Here is a 25,621-nt window from a genome sequence, read left to right as displayed (position 1 = left end):
GCAAACGAAGACTCGATGGACTCAGAAGACGACGTGATGCAGGCTTTGGCCGCACACGATAAAGCGGTGGATCGCTATGGGCGGACCATTTGGGTTGGTGCCGAACCGACCTACACCGACCGCGGCTCGGAAACACCGCAATGGTTGTTTAATGCGCTCGGCGAGGACAAGCTCCAGCGGGGCCAGCGGATGTTAAAACGGATCGCCAAAGCCAATCCTGGGGCGGCGGTTTTACATTGCGTGGGGCGACAATATAGTGGCGAACCTTGCCCACGTTGGAGTCTGGGGCTCTATTCGCGTCGTGACGGTCGCCCCGTTTGGACGGGGCCACCCGATGTCCTGCTGCTTGATGAGACGACGGATGCCACGACGCCCGAGGCGACGGCTGAAAAGGCTGCCGCAGCACTGACTTCGGTTTTGAATTCAATCGGCTTGACTGCCTCGACGCTTGCCGCTTCGTTGTCCAACCGCGTGGTTTTTCGCACCGACGGACAGGCACCGGTTACCGACGTCGCAGCGCAGCCCCTACTGAATCGGCCATCGCTGCATGGCGAGCAGGTCGAGGGGGCGGAAGTGACCGATTCGTTAGCCGAAAACGGGACCTACCTTGTGGTCTGCTCGGATTCGCAAAATGCGTTGCGAGTGGAATTACCGCAGGTCCGTGATGTGGGCGAATTTGAGCGTTTGTTGTCGGCGTTGGCGACGGCGTCGCGACAAGTCGGCGTTCCCGCGATCATGTTGTCCGGATTTCCGCCGCCAGTCGACGCTACGGTCGCTTGGACCACGATCACCCCCGACCCGGCAGTGATCGAAGTCAATATGGCACCGGTTGGATGTGCGACCGATCTGCTTGGCCGGCTGCGAGAATTGGCGGCCGCTGCGGACGCCGAGGGGCTGGCGACCTACCGGCTGCAGTACAATGGCGTCGAGAACGATTCGGGCGGCGGCGGGCACATCACCTTTGGCGGTGTCCAACCCTCGGCCAGCCCGTTTTTGACCGAGCCAAGTTTGTTGCCCAGTTTGGTGCGGTATTTCCATCGTCACCCGTCGCTTTCCTACCTGCACGCGGTCGATTCAGTCGGATCGGACAGCCAAGCGCCGCGAGTCGATGAGACACTCTCGCAAGCATTGCCAGAACTTTCGCTTGCACTTGAGCTGCTGTCTCGTGTCGAGGATCCGCTGCCGGAAACGATTTGGGGGACGCTCGCTCCGTTTTTGTCCGATCCCTCGGGAAACAGCCATCGAGCAGAGATCAATATCGAAAAGCTAGCGAATCCGTATCTCGGCAGCCGGGGGCGGCTTGGTTTGGTCGAGTTTCGTGCGTTGCGGATGGCGGCTGATCCCGAAACGATGGCATCGTTAGCAGCGTTGTTTCGCGCCATCGTCGCCATGCTTGCCGAGTCCCCTACAAACGAACCGTTGATCGATTGGGGCGAATCGCTGCACCAACGTTTCTCGCTGCCGTATTACTTGCACCGTGATCTCAAAGAAGTGCTGGCGGATTTACAGAGTCACTCGCTAGGACTTGCCGCTCCCTTGGTCGAGCGTGTCCTTTGCGATCGCCAACGCGTCATGAGAGTGTGTGAGTTAGGCGATTCGCGACTCGAATTGCGTCGGGCATTAGAGTTCTGGCCGCTGGTGGGTGACGTTGCAACCCAAGAACGAGGCGGTTCGCGTTTGATTGACTCGAGCACCTCACGGATCGAACTCCGATTGCGGTCGGCTAACACCGAGTCACTCGGCGAATGGACGGTGTCGGTTGGCGGTTGGGTCATTCCACTTCAAGAAGAGACCGACGAGCAGGGGGCGATGCGGTTGGCGGGACTTCGTTATCGCAGCTTCGTACCGCTGGGCGGACTTCATCCCACACTCGGCGCTCAGTCGCCGTTAACGCTGACTCTGACGCATCCCGTTGAAGGAGCATGGCAGATCACCCTACACGAATGGCATCCGCTGGGCGAACCATATCCGGGGTTGCCGTCGACGATTTCCGAAGCCCGCCAACGACGCGAGAATCGTTGTGTCGTCACTTCGCTTGACAAGCCTCCGACCGGGTTAACCCCTCCGCCTGTTGAAGCGTTGGGCCAGTGCGTTGTCGATCTGCGCTGGCAATAAGTTCGGCTTTCGCACTTCGAAGCAGGTTGAATGACGCGTTGCCATCCATCGGGGCCGCCCTGCAAACGAGCCCCGCTACGGATCCAAGTTTTCATTTCCTGGTGGATATAGCCATCTCTGAAACAGCCACGTCAGCAGCGGCATCACTCCCCACGTCATCATCGCAACACTAATCGCAGCAATTCCTGCACTGCCGATCGCGTGAGGTAGCGAGTGGGTGTAGGGTTTGAGAAAACCAACCAGCGGAAGCACCGCGGTGTAGACCGCGATCCAGACGACGATCGCCATCTTGTATTTCGGTGGCGCCGTTAGATTGCAACCGCCGTGATGCGGCAGTTCGAACCATGTTTCCAATCCCGTCAAATGATGAATGTCGGCGGGTTTGCCTTCGAGAGGCTGCAGCCGAGCGACTTTCTCTTTGCGTTGGTCCGAGTGATGCCAGCGATGCATGTTTTCAACGGAATCAAACTTCGAGATCACCCGGTAATGTCGATCACCCGATTGCTGCGGTCGCAGCACGAGCGAGCCAAGATGTCCGGGAAAAGAAAGCGACGTGCGAATCAAATCGCCTATCGCCTGTTCCCACTCACACTCTTTACCCAATTTGGGAAACGCAGTGACAAAAATCGTCGCGGGCTGCGTGGATCCCGACGCGTCGAGATTCGCAACCGGTTCCGCCTTGGCTGCGGCTTCGGTAGTCGTCGTCAGACCAGCCAAAGCGTGGAATCGACGCTTCGGTCGCGGTATGGTGTTACTCCGCAAACTCATTGACGCTCCTCCTTTCGCAGTGATTCTCGGGCCTTTTCCAAAAGTGCAATCATCTGCTTGAGCTCCTTTTGACTGAGACCTTTCAGCAGACTCGACTCGAGTTTTTTGAGCATCGGCATCGCTTGATTGCAGAGGGATTCGCCTTGGGGGGTAATGCTGACATACACCACACGGCGATCTTCGCTACAACGCTGACGCTCAACCCGGCCTTGTTTCTCGAGACGATCAACGACACCGGTGATGGCCGGTACGACCTGGATCATCTGTTGCTTGATCTCGCCACAGGTGAGCTGCCGACCCTCCGATTGGAGGATTCGCAGCATATTAAACTGGGTTAGCGTCAGATCGTGATCGCGAAAGAATCTTGCCAGACGGTTTTCGAGCTGATCACCGGTGCGAAGTAGGCTAACGAGCGTTTCTTGTTGCAATGAAGCGAACGGTTGCTTGCGATAAAGTTCCGTTTGCAGATTTTCAGGGGGCATTGTGCTCTTCCAAGGTACTTGACGTGAAATTAGTTTACACGTAAAACATTGGCGGTCAAGCGGGGAGCATTGGGGGGCACTCGCTGCGTTTGTTCGCTCTCCCCTCGGTTAAATACAATGAAACATTCGTCAAGCCTGTTGTTCAGTTTGCTGCTAATCGCGGTAGCGGGATGCCAATCAAAGAGTCCGCCGCTGGCCGAGGCTGCCGCGATGCCGGTCCCCGAGGTCGAGACTGCGGATGCAACGACACGAAAGATCATTGATTATCGCGAATACACCGGTCGCACCGCGGCGGTAAATTCGGTGGAAATCCGTGCTCGCGTTAGCGGGTATCTGTTGCAAAGCCCCCGCTCGGCCGACAGCGATCGTGTGCAACCGACTGCGAAAGCGGATGCGAACTTGAACAGTTCAATCCCCGAGGTGAACGTCAATGAAGGCGAATTGGTCAAGCAGGGGGATCTGCTATTCATGATTGATCCTCAACCTTATGAGTTGGCGTTACAGCAGTCCAAAGGGTCGCTCGAAGCCGCCGAAGCGAGGCTGAAACAAGCCAATAAGGACTTATCGCGTTCCGATGCGTTGCTTGATCGCAATGCCACCAGCGCTGCGGAATACGACCAGGCCGTAGCGGCGGTGGCGGAACTGCGAGGCCAGATCGAGAATCTGCGGGCGACCGTTGCCCGTAATCAATTGGATCTCGATTACACCCGTGTCCGGTCTCCGATCGATGGGCTGCTTGGTCGCACGTTGGTCACCAGTGGCAATCTGGTCGCGGCCGACACAACGATACTAACCACCGTGGTTTCGGTCGATCCAATCTATGTCGATTTCAACGTCGATGAGCAATCGGTGCTCGATTACCGAAAGCGGATGCTCGAGGGCGAGGTCAAAGACGCTCGCCAAACATCGATTCCGATCCGCTTAGGTCTTGCCAACGAAGATGGTTTTCCTCACGAAGGGGCGATCAATTTTGTTAACAACATCACCGATCCAAGCAGCGGGAATACGCGTGTGCGTGGGACATTTAATAATGACACAGGGATACTTTCGCCAGGTTTGTTTGCCCGTATCCAAGCGCCGTTCACGTCGGAATATGAAGCGGTGTTGGTTCCCACCAAGGCGATCGGCATGGATCAACAAGGTCGTTTTGTGATGGTGGTTGGCGACGGCAACAAGGTGCAACGTCGCAGCATCAAGATGGGCGATATCGTGGACGACATGACGGTCATCCGTGAAGGCGTCAAGCCGGGCGAGACTGTGGTCACGTCGGGGTTACAGAAAATTCGGCCCGGTAGCGAAGTGCGTCTTCAGGGAGCGAAGTCGTGATTAGCAATTTTTTCATTAACCGTCCCGTTGCGGCAAACGTGATCGCATTCATGACGGTGATCTTGGGTATCGTCGGTCTGGTGAATCTGCCGGTGGAACGTTATCCAAACATCACACCGCCGACAATCCAGGTTACCGCGAGCTATCCGGGCGCGAGTGCCCAAGTGATGACCGACACCGTTGCTGCGCCTCTGGAGCAGCAGATCAATGGCGTCGAAAACATGTTGTACATGCAGTCGACCTCGTCATCCAACGGCAGCTATTCGTTGACCGTCACTTTCGAAGTCGGAACGGATCTCGAGGAAGCTCAGGTTTTGGTTCAGAACCGTGTGGCGCTTGCCGAGCCTTTTCTGCCATCGGATGTACGCCAACAAGGGATCTCGGTGCAAAAACGGTCGACCAACATTTTGCTGGTTGTCTCGTTGACCTCGCCCGATAACACGTTTGACAGTTTGTATCTTTCGAACTACGCCAATCTGCGTCTGAAAGACGAACTCAGCCGTGTCGAGGGTGTTGGTGATGTGACCGTTAGCGGCACCGGGGCGTACAGCATGCGGATCTGGGCTGACCCGACCAAGATGGATGCTCGCGGGTTGACATTCACCGATCTAATGACGCAGCTGCGACAACAAAATGTTCAAGTCGCCGCAGGGCAAATCGCTCAGCCGCCACTGGATGATTCGCAAGCCTTCCAATACACGATGACGGCGCTCGGACGATTGTCGGATCCAAAGCAGTTCGAAGACATCATTGTCAAAGTAGGCGAGGACGGCAGTCTGACCTACCTCCGCGATATCGCTCGCGTTGAACTCGGGGCGCAAACCTATGACACGTTTGCGCAAAAGGGGGGAATTAGCTCTGCCAGCGTTTTGATTTACCAACTGCCTGGCGCGAACGCACTGGATGTCGCCGAAGGAGTCAAGGCTGCGATTGCCGACCTCTCTGAATCATTTCCCGAAGGCTTGCAATACGACGTCCCGTTTGACACCACTATCTTCGTTTCCTCGGCGATACACGAAGTTTATAAGACGCTGTTCGAAGCTGGGGTGTTGGTTCTGGTCGTGATTCTGGTCTTTCTTCAGAATTGGCGTGCGGTCTTGATCCCGGCAACGACCGTTCCGGTGACCATCATCGGCGCGTTTGCGATCATGCCGCTGCTAGGTTTTTCCGTCAATCTGCTGACCTTGTTTGGATTGGTGCTGGCGATCGGTATTGTGGTCGACGATGCGATTGTGATTGTTGAAAACGCATCGCATCATATCGAAAGGGGCGAGTCGCCCAAAGAAGCAACGATTCGCGCCATGAGCGAAGTCACCGGACCGGTGATCGGGATCACGGCGGTGCTGATGGCGGTGTTCATTCCAACCGCGTTTTTGGCGGGGATTACGGGACAGCTGTATCGGCAATTTGCATTGACGATCGCGGCAACCGCTTTTCTGAGCGCGGTCAATGCATTGACGCTGAAACCGGCCCAGTGTGCTTTGTGGCTGAAACCGGCGAAACCCGAAAACGAAAAGTTCTTTCTGTCGCGATGGTTTAACCGCGTGTTTGGATGGGTGGAAACATTCTATGTCTTCTGCGTTCGCGGTCTGATCCGTGGCTGGCCCGTGGTGATGTTGGCGTTTGTGCTCACGACTGCGGGCACGGTGTGGTGGTACCAGAAAGTGCCGACGGGATTTTTACCGACCGAAGATCAAGGCTACTTGATTACGGCGATCCAGCTGCCTGATGCCGCGTCGCAGGACCGGACCCGCGAAGTCGTCGACCAGATGAATGCGATCCTTGCGGAACAGCCCGGTGTGAAGACTTGGTTTACGCTCGGTGGCATGTCGCTATTGGAAGGAAGCCAGTCGTCCAACGCGGCAACGATGTTCATTGGATTAAAAGATTGGGAAGAACGCACGACGCCGGAACTTCAACAAGGGCCACTCATTGGCCAGATCACTCAAAAGTTTGCCGCAATCAAAGATGCCTTCATTCTCGTCATCCCGCCTCCTGCGATTCAAGGATTAGGCACGAGTGGCGGTTTCGAGATGCAAGTCGAGGACCGCGGAGGAGTGGGGTTGGATGAGTTACAAAAGGCGGTCAACGAGCTGCTTGCCAGTGCGGCGAAGCAGCCCGAGCTGGAACGAGTCAATTCGACGTTCCGCGCCGGGGTGCCTCAATTGTACGCGGACGTCGATCGCGCCCAAGTGCTCAGCATGCAGATTCAACTCGGAGAGGTATTTACGACGCTACAAGCCGCGTTGGGATCGGCGTATGTGAATGACTTTAATAAATTTGGACGCACCTATCGCGTCACCCTACAAGCCGACGCGCCGTACCGAGACGAGGTGGATGACGTGCGTCGTTTGAACGTCCGCAATGCCAAAGGGGAAATGGTGTCGCTGGGCAGCTTGATCCGGGTTGACGAAACTTTCGGACCTCAGATCATCCGTCGATTCAATTTGTATCCGTCAGCGAATGTGACGGGATCTGCGTCGGCCGGAACCAGTTCGGGCGAAGCGTTGCAATCGATGGCTCGCTTGGCGAAGGAGCAATTTCCAGAGTCCATTGGCTTTGATTGGAGCGGCGTTTCGCTGCAAGAAAGTCAAGCCAAGGGCGAGGAAATCTACGTGTTTGGTTTGGCGGTGTTGATCGTCTATCTCGTGCTGGCGTTCTTGTACGAGAGTTGGGTGCTGCCGTTTGCCGTCATCCTGGTCGTGCCACTGGGCCTACTGGGCACCGTTGCTGCGATCTCGATGATGGGAATGGACAACAATACGTACGTGCAAATTGGGGTGGTGCTGATCATCGCGCTTGCCAGCAAGAATGCGATTCTGATTGTCGAGTTTGCTCGCGATTTGCGGATGCAGGGTAAATCGATTCGCGAAGCGGCACTGGCTGCATCGCGGATGCGTTTCCGTCCGATCCTCATGACCTCCTTCGCCTTCATTTTGGGTGTGTTACCGCTGGTCTTTGCGACCGGGGCAGCCGCTGCGAGTCGGCGTTCTCTGGGAACGGCGGTGTGCGGCGGGATGATCACATCGACCGTCTTGGCGGTCTTTTTTACACCCGTGTTCTTCGTTGTCTTTCAGTGGATCAGTGAACTCCGGCAACCCCCAGCGAAGAAACCTGATCCCGTCGAGCTGGTTTCATAGTCCACTTTTCCCAGTCTTTAAGTTACCACTCCCTCGATTCCCAGTCCCTCGAATCCTCCTAGGATCGCTGGCTGGGAACCTGGAACTTTGGCTCGGTATTTGCTGGCTTCTCAATGTCTTTTTGCTCTGCAAAACAAGCTTCATTCGCTGCGTTTAAGTTTCGCTGACAAGATCAATCGAGGAGTCGTTTTGATGAAAACCACCATCGCTGCCGTGGCATTGACCCTGTTTCTGGTTTCCTCCACAGCCGGAGCCGGTGATCCAACCGGCGACCCTCGCTACGAGCACCCCGTGGTGAAGGATCACGGTGGTGTCGTTGTTCTGCCCAACGCGGCTTACCAGCCGAAGCGAAGTGCCAAGGTGATCCTTGATATTACGTCCGATCAGATGGAGGGAGGCGTGCTGCTGGGGCTCGATCGAGCCGCGTTGATCCTGAATCAATACACTGCAGCCGACGCAGGCACCGAACATGATTTCAACATGACGGTTATCTTGCATGGCCCGGCGACCATCGCGGCGCTTGCGGATGAGGCGTTTGCAAAACATGTTTCGTCCTACAAAAAGGATTTGGGCAAGGCCAAGAACCCAAACCGCGAGATCGTCAAGACATTGACCAATGCGGGAGTCGAAATTGTGGTTTGTGGCCAGGCGCTGGCGCATCACGGGTTCGCGACCGACGAGGTGTTGTCGGAGGTCAAAGTTGCCGTCTCTGCCGCGACCGCCAACATCCAGTTACAGATGTCCGGCTACGCCTACATCCCCTTTAAATAGCGGGATGATGGGTAAGTGACGATGGAGCAGCCACCGTATTGCGAGGTCCCTAACCCGCTATCAGTCCGAAGCTTAGTCTCAGCAAAAAATGCGGAGAGTCCAATCAAGCTCGTTTCGGCAAGCACCACACGAATCGATTGGCTTCGTGTGGTGCCAATCGCCCGCATCACGCCAAACAGCCAAGTCAGCGAGCGCCCCGCTGCGATCACCCTGTTCGCGATTGCCAAAGAGATGATCGACAACGTTACCAACGGCAGACAACTCGTCGCCCAAATCATTCCGTCTGCGCGTCGCCTCGTCGCTTGACGAGCGTTTGCGGTCGCTATCGCACGTTCGTTGATCCGCAATCCCTCGATGGTGTTTGCTGACAAACCCACGGGAAGCTTGAATTCGTCGACCGGGCAATCGATTTGTGAATGACTCTGCTGACCCAAGATCACTCGCAGTGCACCACCCACCGCGGATGGCGAGGGCTGATCCGGCACCGCCACTTTTCCTCGCCGCCACAATGGAGTGAATCAATCCCCTCGCCCCTCCTTACTGCTCGCTTTCAATCTCGCCCTCTTTTGCAAAATAGTTTAGTGCAACCCCTTGTAGCCGAATCTTAGATCTGCCATTTTGTTGCGACTGATTCTCAGTATCAGTCGCAATTCAACGACGCAGCAAGCGACGGGCTCATCCATGCCCTTTAGCCAGCCACGCTCGGTCCCTATCCAAGATCCGCAGATCACCACCCTGGTGCACTTTGCGTGTTTTGGGGTGATCCCTTACCTCGTGTGTCTCTGGCTGGAGAAGTTTGATGCCTCATTGCAGTGTTTGTCTTAATGGGTGCGGGGAGCGTTCGCTGCGTGCGGTTCTGCCGTTCGCACCCACGTCCCATTCGAAACGATCCGCGTTCCCCCCTGTTGAACTGCTGGTGATCATTTCGATCGTCGGCGTGTTGGTGGGGCGGTTGTTGCCCGCAGTCCAAGCCGCCCGCGAAGCAGCACGGCAATGGTGATTCACGAGGCACTCGATCCTTTAAGAAGAAACACCTATGGAATCAACCCATTCCGCCTCCATCCCCAAACGAAACCGTCGTCGACGATCGGTCTGGCTGCGTTTGCTGATCCATTCCCACTGGATGAGTTCGGCGGTCAGTTTGGTGGGCATGATTTTGTTTGCGATCACCGGTATCACGCTGAACCATGCGTCGCAGATCGAAACGACACCGACAACACGAACTTGGTCCGATGTGTTGCCACCTCGATTACAAACGTCCATTGGCGTGTCGATCGACGAAGACTCAGCAGAGTTACCCGTGCCGGTTTCGGAATGGATCGGCAATCAACTTGCGATCTCGATTGGGAACCATCAAGCGGATTGGTCGGAGGACGAGGTCTATGTTTCGATGCCGGGCCCGGGATCCGACGCCTGGCTTGCGATCGATCGCAACAGCGGTGCGGTGGAATTTGAATCAACCCACCGCGGCTGGATCTCCTATTTCAACGATTTACACAAAGGGCGTCACACCGGAAACGCATGGAGCTGGTTTCTCGATGTCTTTGCTGTTGCCACGTTGGTGTTTTGCATCACTGGCTTGTTATTGCTTTATGAACGCGCCACTCATCGACGATGGACATGGCCGTTGGTAGGGCTCGGACTCATTGCCCCTTGGATCTTGATCATCTTGTTCATTCACTGACCCTTTGACCGAAAAAGCAAATGAAACTCTTTTTAGCCGCGGCGCTACTTACCATCGGATTCAATTCGATCGCGAAAGCGAATGACGACACCGTCCAACTCGAAGCGACCGTTGAAATCCCGAAACTGAATGTCTCGGAGTATCATCGCCCCTACGTTGCCGTCTGGGTTCAAGACCAAAACCGCAACGTGGTCGCCAATTTAGTTGTCTGGTACCAAATGAAAAAGGGAAACGAAGGCGAGGGGACGAAGTGGCTTCCCGATCTTCGTCAATGGTGGCGTCGTTCGGGACGCAGTCTTGAACTTCCCATAGACGGGGTAACCGGGGCAACCCGTCCGGCCGGCAAACATACGTTAAAGTTCGCAAGCAAGGACAAGCAGCTGGCGGAACTCGCATCCGGCGAATACGAGCTGATTGTCGAAGCCGCTCGCGAAGTCGGCGGACGTGAAATGGTGCAAATCCCTTTCACTTGGCCGCCTGAAAAAATCGTCACCCGCAGTGCAGCAGGTAAAACCGAACTGGGCGAAGTATTGCTGACGGTGAAACCGTAACCCCAACTTTCAACAATGGCCACGCACGGCAGTTTTTTCAGCTTGGTCCCTCACGCACTCATTTCCCGCACAAGCACATCCCCCCTTCTTTCTTGGAGAAACCCAATGTCTCGTTTTCTGCTCACTTCGCTACTCATCACGATGTTTGCGACCACCGCCTTTGCTCATAAAGTTTGGTTGCGTCCATCGCAAACCGTGCTTTCGGGGGCGGAACCTTGGATCACGGTGGACGCCGCTGTTTCGAACGATCTGTTTTACTTTAATCACTTTCCACTGCGTCTGGATGGCCTTGTCATCACCGCCCCCGATGGTAGCGGCGTGGAAGCCGACAACGGTGCGACCGGAAAGTATCGCAGCGTGTTCGACTTGTCGCTGAATCAACGGGGGACGTATCGCATCGCGATCGTCAATCACGGTGCCTTCGCCAGCTGGGAAGAGGGCGGCGAGCGGCGGCGATGGCGTGGCAGTGCAGCCGAGATCGCCGACGCGATTCCCGCCGCCGCCGAGAACTTGCAAGTCACGGAGAGCTTGAGCCGCATTGAAACCTTCGTGACTAACGGTGCTCCCACGGAAACCGCGTTGCAGCCCGTTGGCAAAGGAGTCGAGCTTGTCCCGGTCACTCACCCCAATGATTTGTACGCGGGGGAAACGTGCAAACTTCGCTTGTTGGTCAATGGGAAACCGCAAAGCGATCTGCATGTCACCGTGATTCGCGGCGAGACACGGTACCGCAACCAGCAAGATGAGCTGCGATTTACCACCGACGAACGCGGTGAATTTTCCGTGACTTGGCCTGAATCGGGAATGTATTGGCTCGAGACTAGCAGCGAAGATAACGCGACGAGCATCTCCCATGCCGAGCGTCGACGAATGAGTTATACAGCAACACTCGAAGTATTGCCTCAGTAAGCAGCAGGTCGAACGTCGACAATAGTCCCAAAAACTCAGGTGACCTGGTACCGCACCAGGTACCATCCAGATCCGATTGAGCTGATGGCTTGCAATTCGTGAGCATCCGAAAGGCCACCGACGAACGAGTGGGGACGGGCATGCGGAGGATGCCATTCGGCCCAGTCGCCGCCATCAGATCCAGTCAACTGCAACTTGATCGATCCGTCGCTGCCACGCTCGACCGCGCTCACGTACACCGTCTCACTCGCCAATCGTGGCGAGTGCAAGAGGACTAACGTCGTAGGGCGACCAAATGGATAAGCCATATAGGGCCCGATCGTCGACAGCTCGCCATCGGTCGTTGGCCAATCGACTCGAAGTGGAGCGACGATCGACTCGAGTTCATCGACGCGGCAAGCAAAACGGATTCGCTTCGCTTGCCATGCGATCACGTCATGATGAATCGCCAACGAAAACCACATCGCGACCATCGCGGTAATCGCCAACAGCGAGCGCAGGGAGCGGGTATTTTGGCCTTGTGGACGTCGGCCCAGCGTTGCGGCTAACAGTGTGGACAAACTTGCCAACGCCATCGCACTCGTCATCGCCAACACGATTGCTCGCGGCCACCCCACCTGCGAAGCGAGTTGTAGCGGCGCGGAAACAGCAAACTGAACCGTCCTTTCAAACAACGGGTCCACCGCGAGCAGGATCAAAACCATCGTCAACGAAACAAGTTGAACGCGCCAAATGCCTTTCACTTACATTCCCCCATTTTTTCCCTCGCGAGCAAAAGTCGTCAAGACTTTCGTCCAACGACGCCTGCCCCCCGGGAACTCTTGACGAGTTTTGTCATGAAAATGCTTTACAGCATCGCGTTTTGACACGAGATTCATGTCGTCCCTTGCGACTCGGGTTCGCATGGTTTTCCCCAACCACTACCTGACGTCACTTCGTCACTCACGATTCGCAATACGCCAACGCCATGAGTGCAAAACTGGTCGCCAGATTCTTGTCATTTTCGAACCAACGCCGGTTGTCGTTACTCCAGGACCCGTCGGCGTTTTGACGACTGGCAAGCTCGGCGACCAAGTCCGCCTTCCAATCGTGTTGGGTTCCGTCGGCAGCGTCGACCGACTTCAGCCCCGCGGCATTCAATGCCGCAGCAAACGTGTGGTAGTAGTAATACAATCCCGCCGACCCCATGCCGGGGTTGTTGTCAACATCGTAGTGGTCCGCAATCCACTGCAATGCCGCTTTGACTCGCGGGTCTGTCGGGGTCAGCCCCGCAAAGATCATGCTTTTTAGCCCCGTGTAGCCCATCGATCCGTAGCTTCGCAGTCCGCCGTTGGCAGTGTAACGTTCCTCGGACGTGCTCGGATCGATCTGGGTGGTCGGGATCTCGTAATAAAACCCTCCGTCATCCACCTTGGACGCGAAGCCGGTATCGTTGTACTTGTTGTCGAGGTTCTGGCATCGGGAAACAAAGGCCAATGCACGTTGGATCGCGGGATCCTCAGGCCCCGACTCGGTCGCACGAAGTGCCGCGATGAAGTAACCCGTATTGGACAGATCCGGACGTCCATCGCCCCCGTACCCCACGCCTCCGTACCATGGGTCCGAGGGGTCACGTTTACCCTCGCCATACTGGATGCCGGTTACAAACGCTTTGGCACGCTTAAGAATGGCGTTGTACTGTCCGCTGCTGTTGGCTTCGGATAGACAAACCATTGCGACGCACGTTTCATAGTTTCGCAATCGACCGTTTCCGTAGATACCGCCATCCGGCTTGACGTAGCCTTCGAGCGCCTTCAGCCCCTCGGCGACCATCGGATCGTCGATTCCACGACCGTTGCGAAGTGCGGCGGTGATCGCCAAAGCGGTCACGCCCGGTCCGACTTTGTCCGAGAACGTCCCCGCATCGGATTGCCCCGTTTTCGCCAGAAAGGCGAGCCCGTTAGCGACAATCTCCTGTCGCAGCAATTCGGATCGGGATCGTTGTTTGGCCTCGTCGGCCACGGCGGGAACGCAAGTCATGCCGAGCGCGATCGCGGCGACAAAAATCCGTCGTCCGCGGTGAAATTTCCATCGTCCAGTCATCTAATGTCTCCCAAAAACCAACGTTTTGCCGCACCGATGCGTGCGGCATTCATGTGGAGACAGAGAAAAGCAAGCGATGTGCCGTCAGCTGAAATGCGTGATTTTAATCAGCCCAACTCAGATCAGTCCCAGTGATTCGATCGCCTCGGCAACGCTGGTAAAGCCGGCGATGTTAGCGCCTCGCGCGTAGTTGCCGGGAACGCCGTACTCGTCGGCCGTCGCTAGGCAGCGATCATGGATGTCCTTCATAATGGATGCCAATTTGCGATCAGTAAATTCAAACGACCATGTATCACGGGACGCGTTTTGTTGCATCTCCAGTGCGCTGGTTGCGACACCCCCCGCGTTGGCGGCTTTTCCGGGAGCGTAGGCGATGCCCGCTTCGATAAACAACTCGATTGCTTCGGGGGTGGTGGGCATGTTCGCCCCTTCAGCAACCGCAATACATCCATTTTCAAGCAGCGTCGCGGCATCCTTTCCGGTCAACTCGTTTTGCGTCGCACACGGTAATGCAACGTCGCATTTCGTTTTCCAGATGTTGCCGTCGCGGTGATAACGGGCGTCATCTCGAAATTCACAATACCGCCGGATCCGGCCCCGTTCCACTTCCTTGACTTGCTTTAATGTCGGCAGATCGATTCCCGCCTTATCGTAGATGTAACCGCTCGAGTCGGAACAGGCGACCACGCGTCCACCGAGTTGCGTCACCTTTTCGATCGCATAGATTGCGACATTACCAGAACCGGAAACGATACAGGTCTTGCCATCAAGTGATTGGGATCTGGCACTCAGCATCTCTTGAACAAAATAGCCTAATCCATACCCGGTCGCTTCGGTACGAACCAGGGCGCCGCCAAAGCGCAGACCTTTGCCAGTCAGCACGCCCGACTCGTAGCGATTACTGATGCGTTTGTATTGTCCAAACAGGTATCCGATCTCGCGTTTCCCGACTCCGACGTCACCAGCGGGAACATCGGTATATTCCCCTACATGACGACACAGTTCCGTCATAAAGCTTTGACAGAACCGCATGACCTCGGCATCGCTGCGGCCTTTGGGGCAAAAGTCACTGCCTCCTTTACCTCCGCCGATTGGCAACCCCGTCAACGCGTTTTTGAATATCTGTTCAAACCCTAGAAATTTGATGATCGACAAATTAACCGATGGATGGAACCGCAAACCACCTTTGTAGGGGCCCAATGCACTGTTGAACTGTACGCGAAAGCCGCGGTTGATATGCACTTGTCCTTGATCGTCTTGCCATGGAACGCGAAAGATGATCTGACGCTCAGGTTCGCAGATGCGTTCGATGATCTTTTGCTCGGCAAAGCGAGGGTACTTTGACAATACCGGTCCCATCGAAGAGAAAACTTCTCGGACCGCTTGGATAAATTCTGTTTCGCCATGGTTGCGTTGTTGAACGTTCCAAAAGACTGACTCTAGCTTTTCATCCATCGTGACTTTCTGATGTAGGATGCGTCGGAGGGTGTCTGCACAAAGATTGATTTTCAAACCGAACGACCGAATGCAATCGATGCGATTCTTGCACCGGGAAAGCAACTGGCATGCCGGTGTTCGAACCGCAGCAGCAGCTTCGATAGCCGTTTTGGCCCTCGCCACGATTGGATGGTGACGAATCTGCGGATAATGCCAAAACGCGGCGCTGTGAAGCACTTTGAAGCGAAACTCGTCCAGAGTTTCGGGGGGCGTGCGTCAATCGAACGAAAGTCTTGACGACTTTCGCTACGCTGAAAGTGCACAACCTCTTATAGGAGAAACTGCTCCGCCGCGTTCGCCAAAGCGTCTAGCCAAAGCAGCTGCGAAGTGACCGTCGACGTGCCGACGGAATGCCGACGAGCCCCATGATCGAGTATCAGATCATTGCCATCGTGCCTTGATGGCGACATTCTTTCCCGCTGGTGCATATTTTGCCAGCACCGAGAAGGCACGACCGATCGCGTCAGCCGCTAAGTGTCAGCTTTAAGTTACGCGATGTAACCTTGCGTTGACAGTTTAACGTTGTTTTAACCGCCACCGACACGCCATTTAGACGATCCGTAGCACTGCTAGGGTGACTCGGCCCACAAAACAGATCAAAAACACTCACGCGAGAATGGATGGAACAACGTTTGCTAACGTTTGCATTCGAACAAGCGAGTTCGTGTGCGTTGTTGTGTGCCAATTCTTCGAAGGAAACAATTGTGGCGATTGCAGTTAGAAACAGTGAGGTTACCATCGAAACCAATCACGGTCTTGTCTTTAAAGTGGTGGTTCCCACCAACGACTTGGATCGGCAAGTCAAAGAGGGAGCAACCACGCCGCGTCAACAACAGCAGGAAAATCCCCCCGTCACGCCTCCTGTTCATGAATAAGCGACCGACTTGATTTGAACAGTGTCGTCAAAGCGTTAGAGGGATCCCGAAATCGGGTTCATGACGCGATCGGTTCGTCTCTTCATCACTGCCACGCTTTTCACTTCTTCGCTTTCTTGCGAGACTTTTCCATCTTGTGAACGGCGTCGGCTGCGACCACCCAACCGCGGCAATTCAAAGCGCCACAGCGGCACTGGGGGGTGCCTTCGTGAGGCTCCCACTGATAATCAAAAACAATCTCTGATTCGGGTTCGATATTGCAGATTGCGACCAACCCGAGTGAGTATTTGGTGAGCTGCACCAATTCGGAATTCGGGCTGCAGCTGTGATTCAAAAATGCGGCGGGAATCGTTGGCTCGAGATACCAGGTCTCGTTCAGCTCCATGACATAGTTCGACCCGTGGTAGTTTTCATGAGACAGTAGTTGTCCGGTGACCTCGAATACTAATTCGCCTGGCAAAAATTGACGGACCGCATAGACGCCGAGGCCATATTTGCCTTTGCGAACTTCGACATCGTCGTCGTGATAACTTCGGTAGCCGTGAATTTCATCAACTTTCTGCTGAAGCTTTTCGCGACGCTTCTTACCGGATTTCTTTTTCATTGTGCACAAAGTTGCGGATTCAAAGTGGGGATGCCGTGTGGTGGCCTGCCCGTGGTTGCTCGGCCGTCCAGCACCAAGCGTACAAAAAAATTATCGCAAGCCGATTTAAACGCCAAGACTAAAACAGTCCGTCGTGCTGGAATAGTGGGCGAACCACACGATCTGCGGGCTGTTGATGACAATCGTATCGAAAAAGAGACTTTACCAAGGATCGGACGAACTCTCCGAACGGTGCCCACTCTCCGAACGGTGCCCATTGCAGCTAGCTTGACGCCTTAATGACAAAGAATGCTTTTTGAAGCAGACGTGCGGAGAAGCGTGTATGCTTTTGGTCTCCACACCCCGCCCCCCCCGAAGCAACCTACTTCACGACAGCGTTTGCGTCACCGCGAAAGGTTCCCTGCCATGCGTCTAGCCTCGATTCTCTTGATTCTCGGTTGTGCGGTCCTGTTTATTGCTACGAGCACACGCGGCGCAGACTCTCTGCCTGCGGTGTCGGTCGCAAGCGGATCGCTACAAGTCGGCATTGCGGAAATGGATATCACTCCGCCGACAGGTTTTCCGATGGCGGGTTACTATCACGAGCGATTGGCCGAAGGAACGATCGATCCGCTAAAGGCAAAAGCGATCGTGTTTCGTGACGGTGACACGACGGCAGCGTTGGTGGTTTGCGATTTAATTGGCATCGCCAGCGACTTGTCTCGCGAAGTTCGCAGTCTAGCCTCACAGAAAACGGGAATACCGGCCGATCACATCGTGATCTCGGCAACCCACTCGCACACCGCTCCGGATTACATGAAAGAGTTGTATTTATATCTGGGCAAAGAGCAACAATTACCACTACGAGCAAAGTATATCGAGAAACTGATTAGCGAACCGGTTAATGCGATCGCCCAAGCGTATACCAATGCGAAGCCTGCGGAGTTGGCCCACGGATCCGCAACCCAAATCACCCCCGTGTCTTTCAATCGCCGCTCGGTGATGCGAGACGGTAGTGTTCTGACTTGGCAATCCGAATCGAATCCCAACCGCATCCGTGCCGCTGGCCCCATCGATCCCCAGATTGGTTTACTCGCGATCCGTGATCCCAACCGCAGTACGACACGCGGCATCCTCAGCAATTTTGCATTGCATCTCGATACCGTCGGAGGGATGAAATGGAGTGCCGATTATCCATTCTTTATCGAACGTACGTTGCAGGAGGCATTGGGCAACGATGTGGTGTCCCTCTTTGGTGCCGGTTGCTGTGGCGACATCAACCACGCAAACCCGGCGTCGAGTGTTCGCAACAAGGCAGACTTCATCGGGAATTCGATCGGCGGTTCGATCCGTGACGAACTCGCTCGGCTGACACCGATCACGGACACACACCTCGCCGTGAAATCAAAGGTCGTCCAGTTGGAATTGCAAGAGGCCACCGCGGAACAGGTGCAACGAAGTACCCAGACCATCGATCTGGTCAAAAGCGGCACCAAAGTCGATTTCTTTGACCATGTGACTGCTTACAAAATGCTGATACTCGATCAATTCCGCCACGATAAACCGCATGCCAAGTCGGCCGATTATCTTACATGGGGAATGAGTCGATCGTTGGCCGGAATTGGCGACACCTTGCCCGTCGATGTGACGGTGATGACGATCGGACATGACGTGGCCATTGTGTGTCTTCCCGGCGAAGTGTTTGTCGAACTGGGACTGGCGATCAAACAAGCCTCGCCGTTTCGCACGACCCTTGTGGTAGAACTATCCAACGTGGTGGAAACAATCTACGTCCCACACCGTGCCGCCTACGCAAGCGGCAGCTACGAGGTCACCAATTCGACCGTCAAACCGGGCAGTGGCGAGATTTTGGTCGAAACCGTAGTCACGCTGTTGCGACAAGCGGCGATGGAAAACAGGTGAACACCGTTGCTGCAACGTATTCAGGTTCAGGACTAGGCAGAGCATCGTCATCACGCTGCGGGCGGGATCGAAAACACTCGGCCGCGGTTTATCCAGGCGGCTTGAACCTGTACAATTTTGCCCCCTTCCAATTTCTGACTCTTCTTCGGTCGAAACGCAATCGTCTTCCCCCTTCTACTACAAGATTTATGGATCGAGCCTCCCTTTTCGCCCGCATCACCTTGCTGGCCATTTGTTTTACGACTTGTTGGGCAATTCCATCGACCGCAGCGGAGGACAATCACGTGCTTCGCGGCGATAATCTTGTCGCTTGGTGTATCGTTCCGTTTGACGCAAAAAAGCGCACTCCCGCGGAACGCGCCGCGATGTTAAAGGAACTGGGGATCACCCGAGCTGCCTATGATTGGCGTGCTCAGCATATCCCGACCTTCGAACAAGAAATCTTGGAATACCAGAAACATGGCATCGAATTCTTTGCGTTTTGGGGTGAACACGAAGATGCATTCAAGTTGTTTCAGAAATACGACCTGCATCCTCAAATTTGGCAGATGCTTCGCGACAGCGGCGGCGACACCCAGGATGCAAAGGTCGAAGCGGCGGCACAGCAGATGCTTCCGCTTGCCAAATGCACTGCTGCGATCGGATGTCCACTGGCTCTGTACAATCACGGAGGCTGGGGCGGCGAACCTCTGAATCTTGTCGCGGTTTGTCAGCGTTTGCACGAACTCGGCCAAAATCATGTTGGCATTGTTTACAATTTCCACCACGCTCACGGTCACATCGGCGACTGGGCAGCGTCCTTTGCCCTGATGAAGCCGTTCCTGCACTGCTTGAATCTGAACGGGATGACCCCGGACGAGCACCCCAAAATTCTCGGCATCGGCAAAGGGCAACACGAATTGGAGATGATTCGTGTCGTGGTCCAAAGCGGTTATGACGGACCGATCGGGATTCTTGACCATCGCAATGAGCTTGATGCACGCGATTCGCTGATCGAGAACCGCGAAGGATTGAAGTGGATTCGCCAGGAACTCGGCGCTCGCGGCAGTGCGGGACCGCTGCCGCCGACTCCACCGAATTATGTCAAGCCAGACCAGCGCGACGGGGCTCATTCAGGACGCATTTTCCCCGGCGCCGACAGTTATCGAAAACCGGGCATCACTGTCGAAGTCCGCACGTCGATTCGCAGCCACGATCGCTACAACATCCTCGTCGCAAGCGACCCCAAGGCATCATCGGATCACTGGGAGCTGTTTTCGATGAACGCTAACGGACGTTTGACCGCCTACCTGCCTGGCAAGACTCCTGACCATGTTCATACCAGTGCAATGATTTGCGATGGCAATCCGCACACAATCATGATGATCTATGAACCCAATCGAATTCGACTGTATGTGGATGCAGAACAAGTCGCGGATCAATCGATCGTGGCTAACAAAAGCAGACCGCGTGTGGCTGGCCCTTTGGGTATTGGGCGGCTTGTCGAACGTGACTTCGGATTTGACGGCGAAATTCAGTGGGTTCGGATCTCTAAGGGAATCCGCGAAATTTCGACGAAACCGATTCTCGAGGCGTCCCGTGATGGTAAAACGCTTGGATTGTGGGAATTGGGCAGCACGCAGGCGGAAGCGTCGGAGCGATTCGATCATCACCGTGAACTCGATTCCGAACCATCGACGATCCTGCAAGCGACCGACGCGACTGAGCTTCCCTACGACATAAACACGGTAACACGGATCATTCGTGAGTCGCAAGAATCGGGTGACCCGGTGCGAGGCGCCAGCGTCTTTGCCGATGCCAAATTGGCGTGTTTGTCCTGTCACAAAATCGGTATGCACGGCGGAGCGGTCGGTCCCGATTTGTCCAAGATTGGCAAAGATCGCACATTGTCGCAGATCGTCGAATCGGTGTTTTGGCCGCAACGCGATGTGGCAGACGAGTTTATGACCTGGAAGTTGCTAACAGCAGACGGCAATGTCATCACCGGATTCAAACACAGCTCGAACGATCAACAAGTGGTTATCCGCGACTCTGCCTCGGCCAAGTTAACGGCCATTGCCGTCGATGAAATCGAAGAGGAAATTGCTGCCGGTTCGGTGATGCCGAGCGGACTGACTGCGGCGATGTCACGTCAACAACAAGCGGACCTGATTCGCTTTTTGGGCGAACTTGGCCGCGACGAAGACCTGATTTCTGAAACGATCCAACACGCGATCGTTGACAACCAAATGCACGGGCCGGTCGGTATACATGGGCCGGTCGATTCACCACAGACGACCGCGCCACTCGTTCCTGCGAATTGGCCTCATGCGACCCATCCGGTGAACCGCGATCGGTTGTACGATTTCTACACGAAACAGGCTGAACATTTCCGCCAACAGCCACACCCGCCGATGCTGATCTCGCCCTATCCTGGCTTGGATGGCGGCGAGCAGGGGCATTGGGGCAATCAGAGCGAACCCGATTGGGGCGATGATCGCTGGAATGACACTCGGCTGGGCTCGGTGCAAGCGGGTGTTTTCCGTGCCAACGGGATCACGGTGCCACGCGGGGTTTGCGTCCGACTTGGTGACGATAACGAGATGTCGGCTTGCTTTAATCCCGACACGTTGTCGTTTGACGCGGTGTGGACAGGCGGGTTTGTCAAATTTGAGTCGGTTCGCTTCGGTTTCGTCAGCGGATTGCGTCCCGATGGCAAATTAATAGCGGCACCAACCCGCGAAAAAATCGATGGATCGTTTCAGTACCACGGCTTTTACCGACACGGCAAGCGTGTTGTGTTCGCCTATACGATTGGTGATGTAACGTATCTCGATTCCGCTTGGGTTCACGAGGGCAATTTTGTTCGCGACGTGGCGCCGCTTGACGAGCATCCGCTGAGGCATGTGACCAGGGGAGGGCCACGGCAGTGGCCCGAGATCCTCGAAACGAAGATCACTCGGGGGACGCAGCGTCCCTACGCCATCGATACGATCGAACTGCCAAATGATAACCCATGGAACGCACTCGTTTTCTGCGGCGGCCACGACTTCCTTCCCGATGGCAGTGCGGTAGTGTGCACGATGCAGGGGGACGTGTGGCGGGTCAGCGGGATCGATGCGGGATCCGATGACGGCGGAGTGGCACGTTGGACGCGTTTCGCCTCGGGGCTACATCACGCATTGGGGTTGGTCGTCGCAGAGGGACAAATCTATGTCCAATGCCGAGACCAATTGACACGTCTGACCGACGCCAACAACGACGGTGAGGCTGACTTCTACGAGTGTTTCAGCAATGCGTTCGTATCCTCGCCCGCGGGACATGATTTCATCTGTGGTTTGCAACGTGACGAACAAGGTAATTTCTACACCGCCTCGGGTAATCAAGGGCTGCTGCGGATTTCGCCGGACGGTAAACAGGCCGAGGTGATCGCGACCGGTTTTCGCAACCCCGATGGCTTGGGAATCCTGCCTAACGGGACATTAACGGTTCCGGTTTCCGAGGGCGGGTGGACTCCCGCATCGGCGATCCATGCGGTTCGGCCCGGATTGACGGTCACCGATGATCGGCCTCACCACGGCTATGGCGGCCCCAGAAACGGCAAGCCGCCTGAATTGCCGTTAGCGTTTTTGCCCCGAGGCTTGGATAATTCGAGTGGTGGTCAGGCCTATGTGGACAGTGACGCGTTCGGCCCGCTCGCAGACCAATTGCTACATTTTTCGTTTGGCACGGGAACCTGGTTTGCGGTGCTTCGCGACCAGGTCGATGACCAACTGCAAGGAGCAATCGTTCCCTTAAGCGGTGACTTTTTGTCGGGTGTCCATCGCGGTCGCTTTCATCCTGAGGATGGGCAATTGTATGTGTCAGGGATGACGGGATGGGGATCGTACACTCGCGACGACGGGTGTTTCCAACGCGTGCGTTACACCGGAGATGCGGTTCAGGTTCCGGTTGGTTTTCATACTTATGAAAACGGTGTCCGCGTCACCTTTGCACTACCTATCGATGAAGCGATCGCCAGCGATCCGGTGCAGCATTTCGCTCAATGTTGGAACTATCGCTACAGCGGTGGATATGGATCGCCCGAATACTCGACGACGCATCCAGGAACCGCCGGGCACGATCCAATGCGAATTCAATCGGCTCACGTCCTATCGGATCACCGTTCGTTGTTTTTGGAAATCCCTGATTTGCAACCGGTCAACCAACTACATCTGCGACTGCATGTGAATGACGACAAGACACCCTCGTGCAATCCGGCCGGTAACGGCCAAGACCTGTTCGTCACCGTCCACCAATTGGATAAACCGTTCAGCGAGTTCGCGGGGTACCAACCGAGTAAAAAGCAGATTGCGGCTCATCCTATGTTAGTCGATATGGCTTCCATGGCAGAACGAGTCTCGAACCCATGGCATCAAAAAATCCCGGGCGCTCGCGAGATCAAAATTGAAACCGGCAGCAATCTGACGTACGCCACTCGAGAGTTCAGCGTACGCGCCAGCGAAGCATTGGCCGTAACGTTGTCGAATCCGGATGTTGTTCCCCACAATTGGGTGCTAGTGCAACGCGGTGCACTGCGACACGTTGGGGAGCTTGGCAATCAAATGATTGCAAATCCGCATGCGTTCGCTCGTCAGTACATTCCGGAGTCAGACCAAGTCATCGCCCACACCGATATCGTTTCGCCAGAACAATCGCAGACCATCTATTTCATCGCACCTCCGGCCGCTGGTCGGTATCCCTTTCTTTGCACGTTTCCGGGGCACTGGATGGTGATGAACGGCGTGATGGTCGTGGAATAACCCGCTCCGTAAAACGACGATTGACCAGGGATATGCTGGCCAATCGCGCTGTACGCATCGCGTTATGGATGACGCATGACTGAGCACGCCACGACCGTCAATCGATCATGTCACGCGGGACCGGGGGACAGTGTTGCTCGCACTGGCGACGCAGTTCCCCATGAGCTGATTTTAGACGCACTTCGTTCGCTTCGGCGGGACCGTCGACAAACGCGATGATCGGCTGACCTGTGTCCAACGCCGCTTCGGCAGCCAAGGGTAGCGATAATTCCGCCACAGAAATCACCTCGTCTTCTTCGCCGCTTCGCAATCTTCCCGCCAACCCAATACTGGACATGCCCACTGCCGCGGCGATCCACCCCACGGTTCCGAACCCTTCTAACGCAGCACCTTCACCGGCTTGGGTCACAAACAAACCACCGACGTAGGCACCGACCCCACCGAAAATATGCTGAACGGATGAATTGGCACTAAGAAACGCACCACGATGTCGCGGCGCCACACTCGCAGTGATCATGGCCATTGCGGGGATCATTCGCCCTACATTGCAAACCATCAATCCGCCAAAGACAACGATGGCGAGCAAAATCCCCCCCGCATATAAGTGGGTGATCGCGAACATCAGCGCCGCCGATAGAGGAGCGATGACTCGAAAAACGAACAGCTTTCCGGCTCGGTCCACCCAACGTCCAATGATCGGCGAGGCAAAGAAAGTCAGCGCTCCGCCAGCGATGTAGACCCAAGGCAACTGCTGTTCGGACATCCCAATATTCCCAACAAAATAGGCACTGATGTAGGGGAAGATCAGGAAACCACTGCAGGTCAACGCGATGATCAATGCAAAGGCATTAAGATGGTTCGGTACCGTGAACGTTCTGCGGATCGATTCAAGCGGGTGCAAATGAGCTTCACCAAAGAGTGCATTTAAGCTGGGCAGCGCGTACGCCGCAATAAACAACACCGGCACTCCGGAAACGGCCAACGCGATGAACGTCATATTCCAGCCAAATTGGTTACCGATCACCAACCCCAAGGGAACGCCGGCCACCGATGCAATCGCAAAACCGGTCATCATCGCCCCTGTGGCACGTCCGCGACGGCTGTCCGGGAAAACGTCACCAATGATCGCCATCGAGATGCCTCCCAAAATTCCCCCGAACGCCCCTGTTAACACTCGAGCAAAGACGAGAGTTCCATAATTGGGGGCGAGTCCACACAACAAGGTGCCGAAAAGAAAGCCGGCGTACAGCACAAGAAAAGCCGTTTTTCTGCTAAAGCGATCGACGGTCGCCGAAGCAACTAATCCGGCCACACCGGCAGCAAACGTGTAAGACGATACGATCAGCCCAAACGCCGCAGGATCGATATGCAATACCCTCATTAGTTGGGGGCCGAGAGGCATCACAATCATAAAGTCGACGATGGTGATGAATTGAACCGTCGCCAAAACCAACAAAATCAACCGCTCATTGTAACTCGTCGTGTTGTTTGATTCCGATTCTGACATTCACAAATCGCTTGCATTGATAAAAGGAGACGGTTCGCAGGAAACGAAATCCGATGAAATCGCTTGCATGCATTTGAGGACCAAGCCGAGAACGCAATTTTCCTGTGACGTCTCGTCCTCACGTTGTGGCCAATGCAATCCGCCGTCTCAGGTCATGGGGGGGGAGAGCAATGCGGAATCAGCGATCCTTTACCGATCCCATCCTATGACACTGCATCGGTTTCGGGGTTCACAATGATTTCAACATGGCGGGAGCATCTCAACAAGGCTGGGGCGAGTCGCATTTGCAAAGTTCAACAAAACTTCGTAAAGCGTTGAAACCGGCCATCGGTATTCGATCTACAGCAACCATGTCTCCTCCAATCACCACTGCAATCCTCAGCACCGGCGTTCAAGCAACCAAGGCATCGGAGCGAATGGACCGGAAAGCGGCCTAAAAAGAATTCATCACCGTAATAGTCGTGTCATCGCGGCGGCGACTCCGCGGGTGACTTCGCTCATCCGTTTGTAATCGAGCGTTTCGGGGGTGTCCGAAGCTTGATGGTAATTTGAATTGCGTAAGAAGCTGGTGTCGGTCAACATCAGCGCCGCAAAGCCATGGTCCCAAAACGAACTGTTGTCGCTGCG

20 protein-coding genes and 1 pseudogene are annotated in these 25,621 nt (G+C 55.3%); 12 read left to right on the top strand and 9 right to left on the bottom strand.

What is annotated here, in order from left to right; translation table 11 throughout:
• The first annotated feature begins 15 nt into the window (after window positions 1–15).
• A complete protein-coding gene (locus ABX962_RS01065) occupies window positions 16–2,115 on the top strand; it encodes a transglutaminase family protein (protein ID WP_372715796.1) in 2,100 nt (699 codons plus the stop codon).
• A gap of 75 nt (window positions 2,116–2,190) precedes the next feature.
• Here ABX962_RS01065 and ABX962_RS01060 read toward each other — a convergent pair whose 3' ends face one another.
• A complete protein-coding gene (locus ABX962_RS01060; RefSeq protein ID WP_372715794.1) occupies window positions 2,191–2,883 on the bottom strand; it encodes an antibiotic biosynthesis monooxygenase in 693 nt (230 codons plus the stop codon).
• On the bottom strand, window positions 2,880–3,365 hold the full coding sequence (locus ABX962_RS01055; protein WP_372715792.1) for a MarR family winged helix-turn-helix transcriptional regulator: 486 nt from the start codon (window positions 3,363–3,365) through the stop codon (window positions 2,880–2,882). Before ABX962_RS01055 ends, ABX962_RS01060 begins: the two co-directional genes overlap by 4 nt.
• A 117-nt stretch (window positions 3,366–3,482) precedes the next feature.
• On the opposite strand from ABX962_RS01055, the gene ABX962_RS01050 reads away from it, so the two are divergent.
• The 3 genes from ABX962_RS01050 to ABX962_RS01040 all read left to right on the top strand — a co-directional run bounded on the left by ABX962_RS01050 (window position 3,483) and on the right by ABX962_RS01040 (window position 8,602).
• The gene (locus ABX962_RS01050; RefSeq protein ID WP_372715790.1) at window positions 3,483–4,691 is read left to right on the top strand and encodes an efflux RND transporter periplasmic adaptor subunit; all 1,209 of its coding nucleotides are present in this window, start codon (window positions 3,483–3,485) and stop codon (window positions 4,689–4,691) included.
• Window positions 4,688–7,831: an efflux RND transporter permease subunit gene (locus ABX962_RS01045; protein ID WP_372715788.1), complete on the top strand. Its 3,144-nt coding sequence runs from the start codon at window positions 4,688–4,690 to the stop codon at window positions 7,829–7,831. Before ABX962_RS01050 ends, ABX962_RS01045 begins: the two co-directional genes overlap by 4 nt.
• A gap of 192 nt (window positions 7,832–8,023) precedes the next feature.
• Entirely contained in the window at window positions 8,024–8,602 is a 579-nt protein-coding gene (locus tag ABX962_RS01040; protein WP_372715786.1) for a DsrE family protein, read from the top strand.
• Here ABX962_RS01040 and ABX962_RS01035 read toward each other — a convergent pair.
• Entirely contained in the window at window positions 8,584–9,087 is a 504-nt protein-coding gene (locus ABX962_RS01035) for a hypothetical protein (protein ID WP_372715784.1), read from the bottom strand. The two genes, ABX962_RS01040 and ABX962_RS01035, sit on opposite strands and share 19 nt — an antisense overlap.
• 314 nt (window positions 9,088–9,401) lie before the next feature.
• On the opposite strand from ABX962_RS01035, the pseudogene ABX962_RS01030 reads away from it, so the two are divergent.
• The 4 genes and pseudogenes from ABX962_RS01030 to ABX962_RS01015 form a co-directional block, all read left to right on the top strand.
• Window positions 9,402–9,596 (top strand): annotated as a pseudogene (locus ABX962_RS01030) (type II secretion system protein); the annotation flags it as partial.
• Window positions 9,597–9,638: 42 nt separating this feature from the next.
• Window positions 9,639–10,286 carry a PepSY-associated TM helix domain-containing protein gene (locus ABX962_RS01025; protein WP_372715782.1) on the top strand — a complete coding sequence of 216 codons (648 nt, stop codon included), beginning with the start codon at window positions 9,639–9,641 and terminating at the stop codon, window positions 10,284–10,286.
• Window positions 10,287–10,306: 20 nt separating this feature from the next.
• On the top strand, window positions 10,307–10,837 hold the full coding sequence (locus ABX962_RS01020; RefSeq protein ID WP_372715781.1) for a DUF2271 domain-containing protein: 531 nt from the start codon (window positions 10,307–10,309) through the stop codon (window positions 10,835–10,837).
• Window positions 10,838–10,942: 105 nt separating this feature from the next.
• Window positions 10,943–11,746, top strand: a complete 804-nt coding sequence (locus ABX962_RS01015) for a DUF4198 domain-containing protein (protein WP_372715779.1) — start codon at window positions 10,943–10,945, stop codon at window positions 11,744–11,746.
• A 35-nt stretch (window positions 11,747–11,781) separates the two neighbouring features.
• Here ABX962_RS01015 and ABX962_RS01010 read toward each other — a convergent pair whose 3' ends face one another.
• The 3 genes from ABX962_RS01010 to gdhA form a co-directional block, all read right to left on the bottom strand.
• Window positions 11,782–12,489, bottom strand: a complete 708-nt coding sequence (locus ABX962_RS01010) for a hypothetical protein (RefSeq protein ID WP_372715778.1) — start codon at window positions 12,487–12,489, stop codon at window positions 11,782–11,784.
• A 199-nt stretch (window positions 12,490–12,688) separates the two neighbouring features.
• On the bottom strand, window positions 12,689–13,828 hold the full coding sequence (locus tag ABX962_RS01005; protein WP_372715776.1) for a prenyltransferase/squalene oxidase repeat-containing protein: 1,140 nt from the start codon (window positions 13,826–13,828) through the stop codon (window positions 12,689–12,691).
• 117 nt (window positions 13,829–13,945) lie between these two features.
• Window positions 13,946–15,283 (bottom strand): NADP-specific glutamate dehydrogenase, encoded by a 1,338-nt coding sequence (gdhA, locus tag ABX962_RS01000; RefSeq protein WP_372715774.1) that lies wholly within the window; start codon window positions 15,281–15,283, stop codon window positions 13,946–13,948.
• A gap of 746 nt (window positions 15,284–16,029) precedes the next feature.
• Here gdhA and ABX962_RS00995 point away from each other — a divergent pair.
• Complete coding sequence (locus tag ABX962_RS00995; RefSeq protein WP_372715772.1) at window positions 16,030–16,200, top strand: hypothetical protein; 171 nt, start codon at window positions 16,030–16,032, stop codon at window positions 16,198–16,200.
• A 100-nt stretch (window positions 16,201–16,300) separates the two neighbouring features.
• Here the strand turns inward: ABX962_RS00995 and ABX962_RS00990 are convergent, their stop codons facing one another.
• The gene (locus ABX962_RS00990) at window positions 16,301–16,804 is read right to left on the bottom strand and encodes an SET domain-containing protein (protein ID WP_372715770.1); all 504 of its coding nucleotides are present in this window, start codon (window positions 16,802–16,804) and stop codon (window positions 16,301–16,303) included.
• Between the two features lie 405 nt (window positions 16,805–17,209).
• Here ABX962_RS00990 and ABX962_RS00985 point away from each other — a divergent pair, with 405 nt between their 5' ends.
• Both ABX962_RS00985 and ABX962_RS00980 read left to right on the top strand, forming a co-directional pair.
• A complete protein-coding gene (locus ABX962_RS00985; RefSeq protein WP_372715768.1) occupies window positions 17,210–18,706 on the top strand; it encodes a neutral/alkaline non-lysosomal ceramidase N-terminal domain-containing protein in 1,497 nt (498 codons plus the stop codon).
• Window positions 18,707–18,894: 188 nt separating this feature from the next.
• Complete coding sequence (locus tag ABX962_RS00980; protein ID WP_372715766.1) at window positions 18,895–23,487, top strand: DUF6797 domain-containing protein; 4,593 nt, start codon at window positions 18,895–18,897, stop codon at window positions 23,485–23,487.
• 97 nt (window positions 23,488–23,584) lie between these two features.
• Here the strand turns inward: ABX962_RS00980 and ABX962_RS00975 are convergent, their stop codons facing one another.
• Window positions 23,585–24,994, bottom strand: coding sequence for an MFS transporter (locus ABX962_RS00975; RefSeq protein ID WP_372715764.1), 1,410 nt, complete (start codon window positions 24,992–24,994; stop codon window positions 23,585–23,587).
• Between the two features lie 245 nt (window positions 24,995–25,239).
• Between ABX962_RS00975 and ABX962_RS00970 the strand changes: the two genes are divergently transcribed.
• Window positions 25,240–25,431: a hypothetical protein gene (locus ABX962_RS00970; RefSeq protein ID WP_372715762.1), complete on the top strand. Its 192-nt coding sequence runs from the start codon at window positions 25,240–25,242 to the stop codon at window positions 25,429–25,431.
• 10 nt (window positions 25,432–25,441) lie between these two features.
• Here the strand turns inward: ABX962_RS00970 and ABX962_RS00965 are convergent.
• Window positions 25,442–25,621: M28 family peptidase (locus tag ABX962_RS00965; RefSeq protein ID WP_372715760.1), on the bottom strand; the 180-nt coding region annotated here is incomplete at its 5' end.

Origin of the sequence: Novipirellula sp. (genome assembly GCF_041583735.1) — a bacterium.
Taxonomy (GTDB): Bacteria; Planctomycetota; Planctomycetia; order Pirellulales; family Pirellulaceae; genus Novipirellula.
This window is presented reverse-complemented; position numbering and strand designations above follow the sequence as displayed.

Bases quoted from the DNA above. Each gene is read 5' to 3' on its own strand.
- ABX962_RS01065 (WP_372715796.1), top strand. From the start codon at position 16: ATGGACTCAGAAGACGACGTGATGCAGGCTTTGGCCGCACACGATAAA.
- ABX962_RS01060 (WP_372715794.1), bottom strand. From the start codon at position 2,883: ATGAGTTTGCGGAGTAACACCATACCGCGACCGAAGCGTCGATTCCAC.
- ABX962_RS01055 (WP_372715792.1), bottom strand. From the start codon at position 3,365: ATGCCCCCTGAAAATCTGCAAACGGAACTTTATCGCAAGCAACCGTTC.
- ABX962_RS01050 (WP_372715790.1), top strand. From the start codon at position 3,483: ATGAAACATTCGTCAAGCCTGTTGTTCAGTTTGCTGCTAATCGCGGTA.
- ABX962_RS01040 (WP_372715786.1), top strand. From the start codon at position 8,024: ATGAAAACCACCATCGCTGCCGTGGCATTGACCCTGTTTCTGGTTTCC.
- ABX962_RS01025 (WP_372715782.1), top strand. From the start codon at position 9,639: ATGGAATCAACCCATTCCGCCTCCATCCCCAAACGAAACCGTCGTCGA.
- ABX962_RS01020 (WP_372715781.1), top strand. From the start codon at position 10,307: ATGAAACTCTTTTTAGCCGCGGCGCTACTTACCATCGGATTCAATTCG.
- ABX962_RS01015 (WP_372715779.1), top strand. From the start codon at position 10,943: ATGTCTCGTTTTCTGCTCACTTCGCTACTCATCACGATGTTTGCGACC.
- ABX962_RS01005 (WP_372715776.1), bottom strand. From the start codon at position 13,828: ATGACTGGACGATGGAAATTTCACCGCGGACGACGGATTTTTGTCGCC.
- gdhA (WP_372715774.1), bottom strand. From the start codon at position 15,283: ATGGATGAAAAGCTAGAGTCAGTCTTTTGGAACGTTCAACAACGCAAC.
- ABX962_RS00990 (WP_372715770.1), bottom strand. From the start codon at position 16,804: ATGAAAAAGAAATCCGGTAAGAAGCGTCGCGAAAAGCTTCAGCAGAAA.
- ABX962_RS00985 (WP_372715768.1), top strand. From the start codon at position 17,210: ATGCGTCTAGCCTCGATTCTCTTGATTCTCGGTTGTGCGGTCCTGTTT.
- ABX962_RS00980 (WP_372715766.1), top strand. From the start codon at position 18,895: ATGGATCGAGCCTCCCTTTTCGCCCGCATCACCTTGCTGGCCATTTGT.
- ABX962_RS00975 (WP_372715764.1), bottom strand. From the start codon at position 24,994: ATGTCAGAATCGGAATCAAACAACACGACGAGTTACAATGAGCGGTTG.
- ABX962_RS00970 (WP_372715762.1), top strand. From the start codon at position 25,240: ATGGCGGGAGCATCTCAACAAGGCTGGGGCGAGTCGCATTTGCAAAGT.